Consider the following 7366-nt stretch of genomic DNA (forward strand, 5'->3'; position numbering starts at 1 on the left):
TTAGATATCAATGGGGTTTAAAAAAGATGACTCCTGTTCAATACAGAAATCATCTTCTTAAATCAGCGTAGACTTTTTTTTAGATTGTCCTTGACAAAGGGTACACATTATGCATAGCTAGCCTTTTAATTATTAATCTATATAAGTTTTTCTTTAAATATATCAGTCAAATTTAATTTCTCAACTTTCCTCTTAATTTCATCAATATCTAAAGTATATAGTCCACGTTCTACCATTCTCTTAAAATATTCTGCTCCTGCAAATGTATATCTGTTTCTTCTTCCTTCTTTAGATTTCATTTTTTCATTTGCATAGGATATTAAGTCCCCAATGGCGAGTGCACTAGGTAATATTAAAAGAGGCATTCCCAGGTAATTTCGTACAGCATTATGTCCTGCCAAAGCACCTGTCGACATAGCTTCTGTGTGGCCTACAAATAAACCAGCCTTTTCACCTGCGCAGAACAAATTATCAAGGCCTACAACCCTCATATTGTTTGTTCTTGGGGCTACAGATAAATATCTTATGGAGTTTCCCTTTCCCCCTGCTATTGGATCTATATATTTTGCTTTTTCAAGGCCTTTAATTTTCCTTAGCTTATCTAGTGGATAATATGAGGTCATTAGCTTCGCATCGCCAGTATCAAGCAAAATCATATTTTCAGCAAACTCTTTGAGTGCATATTGCTGACATACTTTCATTTTTAGTTTATCTAAATTCACATCTTCCTCTGGTACTTTTAAAACAACTACTCCGTTCTCATTAAGCTCCTTCATAACGTCATCACCCAAAGAAGACTTAGCTAGTTTACATGATCCACTAAATGCTCCATATACATCTGCTTCCCTTTCCCCTTTTAAATCTTCAATACCCGCTCTATAACTTATGCTTACCCTAGGCCCAAATGCTGGGCACCTTAACACACACATTGAACACCCATTTCCATACTTTAAACAGTTACCCATTGGCCCTGTTGAACCCGTAGTTTCTATAAATACATCTGCCTCTACATACTTGCCATCTGATAAATATATGCCTTTTATTTTATTTCCTTTTTTTTCAACATCTACTACCCTTGTTATCATATTTAATTCTATATTCATGTCTTTTAAACACTTAACCACTGCTGGTTCAATTTTATTTACATCATAAAGCCAGGCATTTTTATGCGCAGGAAATTCAACATTTTTATGCCTACTATTCTCATCAGTTACATGAATTAAATCACCTGCCCCAAGCGCTATCAATTCTTCTGCCGCAGTATATCTTCCATTATTTCTCATTATACCACCTGCATTTCCAAGTCCTAAAAGCATATCTGTTTTCTCGTATAATGCAACCTGCGCTCCTGCTCTTTTTGCCGTGATTGCTGCCATGCATCCAGACCATCCACCACCAATTATGATAACCTTCAAAATATTCTCCTCCCTTCTAATACATATTTAGGTTCTGTCTGCATTTTACAGAGTCTTCTTAATTTAAGATCGTTATTAGTTCTTGTACAACAACCACACACTCCTTCTCCACAACACATTTTTGCGTTGTTACAGCAAGAATATTTAATATTTTTATCTATAAATTCGACTCTCTTCATCAGCTCATAATTCAGTATATCTACAGCGTCACAATGAACTAAACTAATATCATTATTAATAGTTAATTCTTTTAATAAATTATTAAATTCCTCCGTCATTATTCCATTTGAACCTATTGTGTTACATTCTATAACCTTTGTTGCATATTTTTCTATATACTCATATACAAAACTATTCTTATATGGCGAATTATCAATCACAACTATAATTTCATTGTTATTTGCATGTAAATGTTTAAGAACAGGTATCATAGGTGCCTGCCCTATTCCCCTTGCTACAATTAAGCACTTACTATTTTTAATTTCATATATGTTTTTTAATCCTAAAGTACCATTCCAAAATGGACCTTTTATGAGTAGGTCCTCTCCTATTTTCAACATATCTAATGCTTTAGTTTTAGATCCCTTTAGTTCTATTGCAATGCTGATGGTATTATTTGTCGTATCAGTATCCATTATTGATATTGGTGTATCAAACCTAGCCTCTGCACTCGGTCTTCTAACAAATATATAACTTCCAACATGAACCAATTCACTTACTAATTTATCACTTGCACAAACAGTAAGTACAATAACATTGTCTTCAAATCTATTTTTCTCTAATATTTTACAATTATAATTTTTTCTACTTTCTTTAGCTTTGTAACCATTCGTTGCATACTCTTGATAAATACATACTCCATTAAAGTTGCAGCAGTCGCAAAAATCCTTCCCTGCTAGCTGAGAACATAATATACAATCTCCTGTTTCAGCAAGATGACACGGACAAAATTCACTTCCTACATCAATACAGTCGTAGGGCTCATAACTCATAATATAACCTCCTTAAGCACTATTATATTAAAATATGTAAAATTGCAAATAAATGTGCATATTAAATATATCTGGCTATTCATATTTTTGTAACACCGATATTAAAACTGCATACTATAATATATTAAGATTAAAAAAACTAATAATTTACTATTTTTAAAGAGGAATATATGTATAATAATAGAATAAAATAGAGGGTGCCATTTAAATGCAATAAATAATGATACTTACTAATGAAAAATGAACAATCTGAATATATTGAACAATTTCTGTTAAAAAATGATATACTATAATAATATTCAATACATCATAAAATATGGAGATGATTTAAATGAAGTTATGTGAAATATGCAAAAAAAATATAGCAATGATATTAACCTCAAAAATTGAAAATGGTAAAACTGAAACTATAGGATTATGTATAGAATGTGCTAAAAAAAAGGGGATTCCCGTCATGGATCAATTAATGCAGCAAGCTGGATTATCCTCAGAGGATATTGAAAGCTTAAATGAACAAATGGGTACCATGTTTAACGACATGAATTTAGAAGATGTAGCCCATGATGATTTAAACCCATCAGATAAGAACATTAAAAATGGCGAAGAGAAAAATATTATTGGTAACATTTTTAATGGATTGTTCTCATCTATCGATAAAAATAACGATTTTACAGAGGATGATGTTGAAGCTTCCCCAAAAATTAAAAATGCATCAGATGATAAATCAAAAAAAAGCTGGTTTAAGAAGAAGCGAAAACATTTAGATACATATGGGGTAAACTTAACAGACAAAGCAAAACAAAACGGTGTAGACAAAGTCATTGGCAGATATAAAGAAATTGACCGTGTGGTTCAAATATTAAATAGACGAGGTAAAAATAATCCTATATTAATTGGTGAAGCCGGTGTGGGCAAAACAGCAATTGCTGAGGGGCTAGCTGTAAGGATTATCGAAAAACAAGTTCCAGAAAAATTATTTAATGCTGAAGTTTATTTACTTGACCTAACAGCTGTAGTTGCAGGCACACAATTTAGAGGACAATTTGAGAGCCGTATGAAGTCGATTATTGAAGAAGCTAAGGAAAATGGAAATATAATATTAGTTATTGACGAAGTGCACAATATTATGGGTGCCGGTGAGGTTCAGGGCGGGGCAATGAATGCAGCTAATATCCTAAAGCCTGCTTTAGCAAAAGGAGAAATACAAGTTATTGGTGTAACCACTCTTGAAGAATATAGAAAATATATAGAAAAAGACGCAGCACTAGAGCGAAGATTTCAGCCAGTTCTAGTTGAGGAACCTACTATAGCTGAAACAATAGAGATTTTAAAAGGAATACGAGGATACTATGAGGATTACCATAAAGTAAAAATATCGGATGATGTAATTGAAGAAGTTGTAACCTTATCTGAGAGATATATAACTGATAGATTTTTGCCAGATAAAGCAATTGATGTAATTGATGAAGCTGGTTCTAGAGCAAATCTAAAAAATAAAGGGCTCATTGAACTTTTAGGACTCAAAGAGGAGTCAATCAGAATTCAAACAGAGAAAAATGAAGCAGAGGCTAATGGAAATTTTGAAAAGGCTGCTGAATATAGGACAAAGCTATGCAAAGTAAATGAAGATATTAGTGAAACTCAAAAGACATGTAGTGAGGTTCAAATTACTATAGAAGATATTGCTTTCGTTATTGAATCATGGACTAAAATTCCAATTCAAAAAATTACAGAAAAAGAAGCGAAAAAGCTATTAAATTTAGAAAACAGGCTTCATAAACGAGTTATAGGTCAAAATGAAGCGATTAAAAGTTTGTCTAGAGCAATAAGGCGAAATCGTTCAGGCTTTAGAAAAAAGAAAAAACCCTCCTCTTTTATTTTCGTTGGACCAACGGGTGTTGGAAAAACAGAACTTGTTAAAACACTTTCCTGTGAGCTTTTTGGAAGTGAGGACGCACTAATAAGAATTGATATGTCTGAATATATGGAAAAGCATACAGTTTCAAAACTAATTGGCGCACCACCAGGTTATGTAGGATATGATCAAGGTGGACAATTAACTGAAAAAGTCAGAAGAAAACCATATTCAGTAATTCTTCTAGATGAAATAGAGAAAGCTCATCCAGATGTATTTAATATGTTACTTCAAATTCTTGATGACGGAATACTAACAGATAGCCAAGGCAGAACTGTTTTCTTTGAAAACACCGTGATAATAATGACATCGAACGCAGGTACTGAGTTTAAATCAAGCAACATTGGCTTTGTTAACGGTGATTACGGAATACTTGAGGCTCGTGTAAAGGATGCATTAAAACAAACATTTAAACCTGAATTTTTAAATAGGGTAGATGAAATAATTGTATTTACACCTCTTGAAAAGAAAGAGCTTAGAGAAATCGTAGATTTAATGATTACGGAGGTAATTGAGGAAGTAGGCGAAAAGAATATTACACTGAATGTTTCAAAAGCTGTAGCTGACTTTATATTAGAAAAAGGATATGATGATAAATATGGAGCAAGACCACTAAGACGAACTATTCAAAAATATGTTGAAGATGAGATTGCAGAGCATTATCTACAAAATGAATTTACCGAGGGTTCAAATATATCTGTAGAATTAAAAGATGATAAAATCATTATAGTATAAAAGTTAAAGGCTGCTGAATAATTTTCAGCAGCTTTTAGCTTTTATTATTGTTCAATTTCTTGTTTATCCAAATTGAATGCTTTTAATGAATTATAAACATTATACCGAAGTTCTAGATAAATAATTAGGTCATAAATCGCGCTACATAAAAACATTGCGAAAAATATATCCATTATCACATGTTGTTTTACGAATTCAGTAGATATAATAATAAGAAATCCTATTATGTTAACTGGAATTTTAATTGACTTCCTAGCATTAGTAGCGTTAATCCCCTTAACAGCCAAGTATGCTGTAATAACATGAATGCTCGGAAAACAATTATATGGTTCATCTGAATTGTAGGTAAATAAAATCATCTTCGACAATATATCATTACCAGTAACTATAGGCCTTATAACCGTAGTTTGAAAAAAGTAATACGTAATAAAAGCAACAACATAACATAGAAATAAAGTAATCATAATTTTATAATAAACTTTTCTGTTTTTAAAGCACAGATATACAAAGCAAAAGGCTAAAAAAAACCATAAAGTCATATAGGGTATTATAAAAATTTTTATAAGTGGCAAAGCCCTATCCAAATCCGTAGTTAGATTATAAACACCTCTATGAGTACTATTTAATGTCCAATAAAATAAATTTGAAAAAGGAACTGAACCTATAAGTATTAGTGGCAAGAACTTTTTAAAAAGATTTTTCAAGTAATCAATCCTTTCTTCAAAGACTATTTTAACGGAAAATTACAATTATTTCAATGATTTTACAAAAATAAAGTTGTTAATATTATGTGACTAATATTGTAGTGACCCAATAGATGATTTAACCACTCTAAACTTATTTATAAATTTTACTTAAAAATCACATCTTCTTAATATTATTAAAAAAGGTATATAGACCATTTAAGCGATATACTAATTCGTTTCACATTACTAGCTTATACATATCTCACTTCTCTTAGGCTCACTCTAAAAGCTATAAAAAAGCTATTAGCAATGTTTATTTATATAACTTATTAAAAAACAAAATAAAAAAAGCCACATGTGGCTTTCTTAATGTAAAATGAAATTTTTAATTTTATCAAATCTAAGTCTAAAATCAGTTTTGCTTTTAACATTGTTCTTAGACACCAAACTTTGAGTTAATAAAAGTTTATTATTTGCATATACATCTACTCTTCCAATTTTTTCACCCTCGCTTATTGGTGCATAAAGCTCGTATAACGGTTTTTTAATTTTCACATCAATTTTTGCATCACTTTTAACCGGAACTATAATATCTCTTTTACTTACCATTTCTACATTTTTATCTCCATTTTTTAAAATTAGTTTTCCTAAAATATCGCCTTTCTTTACCACCTTTTTATATTTATAAGTTTTTTCAATATAATTATTTATCTTTTCAGTCTCTTTCCATCGTGGCGTACAATTTAATGTAATAATAATAATATCTCTATTTTGAATTTTCACAGAAGTCACAAGGCATTTGCCTGCTTTTCCTGTGAATCCTGTTTTTACTCCTGTTGAATTAGGCAAAAGAGACAAAATCTTATTAATATTATGATAACTTCTAGTAAAATTATGATCATCAGCAACAACATCTTTAGAGCCTACAATGTCATTAAAAGTTTTAACCTCTTTTGCTTTCGCAGTTATTAAAGCTAAATCGTATGCGGTTGAATAATGATTGCTACTATCTAATCCATGGGGAGATTCAAAATTACTGTTTAATAATCCAATTTCTAAGGCATACTCATTCATAAGCTTTAAAAATTCATCAACGCTTCCACTTACACCTTCTGCAATTGCAATTGCTGCATCGTTTCCAGATCTCATCAAAAGTCCATATAATAACTCTTTTAATGTTATTTCTTCTCCTTGTTTTAAGCCTATCTCGGAACCACGTATAGTAGCAGCTTTTTTTGAAATAGTTATTTTTTGATTTAAATCTCCACATTTAATTGCAACAAGTGCAGTTATTATCTTTGTAGTACTTGCAATTTCAATTGGAGTATATGCATTCTTTTCGTATAAAACAACTTTTGAATCGCAGTCTAACGCTATAGCACTTATTGCATTAATATTTAGATCCTGTGCATGCACATTTTGAACTAAAATCGTAAACAATAAAAAAATGCTCAAATATATTGATAAATATGCTTTGAATTTTTTTGTCATAATTTCACCTCTCTTAATTTTTCGATAGTGTTAACACTATCTTTGTTTTATTTATTTAAAACCCTGCTATTGCAAGGATTGTAGCTGTTTTTAGCACAAAAAACAATGACCCCCTCTATTTGGTATAATTGT

General features: G+C 31.0%; 5 protein-coding genes. 1 reads left to right on the top strand and 4 read right to left on the bottom strand.

The window, feature by feature from the left end; all coding sequences use genetic code 11:
* Positions 1–137: 137 nt before the first annotated feature.
* Together KPL37_RS18675 and KPL37_RS18680 are read right to left on the bottom strand one after the other, a co-directional pair.
* Positions 138–1415 carry an FAD-dependent oxidoreductase gene (locus KPL37_RS18675; protein ID WP_216151581.1) on the bottom strand — a complete coding sequence of 426 codons (1278 nt, stop codon included), beginning with the start codon at positions 1413–1415 and terminating at the stop codon, positions 138–140.
* The gene (locus KPL37_RS18680; RefSeq protein ID WP_216151582.1) at positions 1412–2407 is read right to left on the bottom strand and encodes a sulfide/dihydroorotate dehydrogenase-like FAD/NAD-binding protein; all 996 of its coding nucleotides are present in this window, start codon (positions 2405–2407) and stop codon (positions 1412–1414) included. Before KPL37_RS18680 ends, KPL37_RS18675 begins: the two co-directional genes overlap by 4 nt.
* 331 nt (positions 2408–2738) lie before the next feature.
* Here KPL37_RS18680 and KPL37_RS18685 point away from each other — a divergent pair, with 331 nt between their 5' ends.
* Complete coding sequence (locus KPL37_RS18685; RefSeq protein ID WP_216151583.1) at positions 2739–5057, top strand: ATP-dependent Clp protease ATP-binding subunit; 2319 nt, start codon at positions 2739–2741, stop codon at positions 5055–5057.
* A gap of 44 nt (positions 5058–5101) precedes the next feature.
* On the opposite strand, the gene KPL37_RS20500 is transcribed toward KPL37_RS18685, so the two are convergent.
* Both KPL37_RS20500 and KPL37_RS18695 read right to left on the bottom strand, forming a co-directional pair.
* Entirely contained in the window at positions 5102–5521 is a 420-nt protein-coding gene (locus KPL37_RS20500; RefSeq protein WP_343216309.1) for a phosphatase PAP2 family protein, read from the bottom strand.
* 588 nt (positions 5522–6109) lie between these two features.
* Positions 6110–7234 (bottom strand): D-alanyl-D-alanine carboxypeptidase family protein, encoded by a 1125-nt coding sequence (locus KPL37_RS18695; RefSeq protein ID WP_216151585.1) that lies wholly within the window; start codon positions 7232–7234, stop codon positions 6110–6112.
* Positions 7235–7366 lie beyond the last annotated feature (132 nt).

The sequence above is a fragment of the Clostridium frigoris genome (assembly GCF_018861865.1).
Lineage (GTDB): Bacteria > Bacillota > Clostridia > Clostridiales > Clostridiaceae > Clostridium_AD > Clostridium_AD frigoris.